The 1,566-nt window shown below is 31.5% G+C and carries 5 protein-coding genes; all 5 read left to right on the top strand.

Annotated features, from left to right (window positions below):
- Positions 1–212 (top strand): YopX family protein (locus AC1DSL_RS18040; protein ID WP_477533299.1); only part of this gene is annotated, 212 nt, incomplete at its 5' end.
- 21 nt (positions 213–233) lie between these two features.
- Positions 234–491 carry an AbrB/MazE/SpoVT family DNA-binding domain-containing protein gene (locus tag AC1DSL_RS18035; RefSeq protein ID WP_477533298.1) on the top strand — a complete coding sequence of 86 codons (258 nt, stop codon included), beginning with the start codon at positions 234–236 and terminating at the stop codon, positions 489–491.
- Between the two features lie 103 nt (positions 492–594).
- Positions 595–780 (top strand): hypothetical protein, encoded by a 186-nt coding sequence (locus AC1DSL_RS18030; protein ID WP_477533297.1) that lies wholly within the window; start codon positions 595–597, stop codon positions 778–780.
- Positions 781–922: 142 nt separating this feature from the next.
- Positions 923–1,264, top strand: a complete 342-nt coding sequence (locus AC1DSL_RS18025) for a hypothetical protein (protein WP_477533296.1) — start codon at positions 923–925, stop codon at positions 1,262–1,264.
- A gap of 29 nt (positions 1,265–1,293) precedes the next feature.
- Positions 1,294–1,515 (top strand): hypothetical protein, encoded by a 222-nt coding sequence (locus AC1DSL_RS18020; protein WP_477533295.1) that lies wholly within the window; start codon positions 1,294–1,296, stop codon positions 1,513–1,515.
- Positions 1,516–1,566: the final 51 nt, after the last annotated feature.

The following is a 1,566-nucleotide window of genomic DNA, read 5'->3' as shown; positions in this document are numbered from 1 at the left end:
GTGTTGAGATTTATGAAGGTGATATTCTACAACTCTCAGAAGAATACAACGGTAAAGGTGGAGTACCTCAAATTGTGATATTTGAAGATGCTATGTTTAAATTGCAAAGCACATATTATTTCGGGTTTAAAGAGTATATCAAAGAATTTAGTATTGACCGCATGATAGTGATTGGAAATATCTGCGAAAATGCAGAGTTACTTAATGCATAGTTTGGATTAAGGAGTGATAATATGACAGGTACAGGAATTGTTAGAAGATTAGATGACTTAGGGAGAATCGTAATACCGAAAGAAATTAGATATGCGTTAAACATAAAAGTAGGGGATGCTATGGAAATTCATCTTGATACATCCAAGAACCAAGTTACTTTATTGCCTTACGGTTTCAAGCCAGACTATGAAAATATGTGGAATGAGTTAAAGAAAAACAAAAGTATTCCTAAAGATGTTTTCGAAACGATTGAGAACGTATTTAATCAGAACCAATGAGAAAACTGCGTGTGGTATCACTCTCGCTTTTTATATTGTTTTTTGGAGTATGTGGTTGGATTATGATTTTCAAGTGGCTGATGGAATAGAGGAGGAGTGTATAATGAAAGAATTTATGACTTACGTTGCCATTATCAAAGAAATTCTAGATAGGGAATATGGGAAAGAAGTTGTTTTTTATGATAATGGAGAATGGTATTCCAGAGATCATAGCAGAAAAATTACCCTTGAAGAACTGAGAGAATACATCTTAGAAGTAACATACAGAGATGATGATTATTATGATTAAATATATCAAATTATTAATAAAATACAATACAAATGTAATAAATTTAATGTATTTACCGAATAATAGATTGGTTTCATGGGGAGTTGACATGCAGAAAGCGAATATTTTACGGGTTTTTTGCGGATTTGAAACAAAGGAGTGAATGATAATCAATTATGAATTAAATTTCAACAAACTAAATGAAGTAGCTAAGAAAAAAGGTTACGTAGTTTCATATCGAAGTCATATTCATTGCTCAAGAGTAAGTCATCGCCTAAGAGCTATTGAGATAAAAAGAGAAAGTGATATAGATACAATTTATACATTTAGTCATGAGTTAGGGCATTGTTATATTCAGATAAATCATAAGAAGTTAAATGAAATTGCAGCTTGGATCATAGGTTTTTGTCTATGTGTAAAAGAAGGAATATCAATTAAGAAGAGGTTTTTCACACTTGCTTACGAGAGCTTGAAAACGTATAGCAGAAGAAAAGTAAACGGGTAAAAAAGTTCATTTATTGAGGAGGAAATAACGTGAAATTATATATTGTGGATTTTCAGTATCGTGATGTTGAAGAAGAAAAAGATGTAAGTGATAGATGGACATTAGCATGTGAAGACAGATTGGAAGTAGAAAAAACAATGCAGATAAATTTCGATGAGCTTGAAAGATTTGGGTATATACCTATTAGCTATACTTCTACAGAGGTCGATAAAACGGACAACGGATACAAAGTAACACCATACAAAATCTGAATATTAATTGGTTATAAATAAATTATAAGAGGTGAGACAATTGAGACGTAT

The sequence above is a fragment of the Paenisporosarcina sp. P4_D4 genome (assembly GCF_056401835.1).
Note: the sequence above shows the minus strand (reverse complement) of the source record. Positions and strands in the feature narration are given on the sequence as shown.

Bases quoted from the DNA above. Each gene is read 5' to 3' on its own strand.
- AC1DSL_RS18035 (WP_477533298.1), top strand. From the start codon at position 234: ATGACAGGTACAGGAATTGTTAGAAGATTAGATGACTTAGGGAGAATC.
- AC1DSL_RS18030 (WP_477533297.1), top strand. From the start codon at position 595: ATGAAAGAATTTATGACTTACGTTGCCATTATCAAAGAAATTCTAGAT.
- AC1DSL_RS18025 (WP_477533296.1), top strand. From the start codon at position 923: ATGATAATCAATTATGAATTAAATTTCAACAAACTAAATGAAGTAGCT.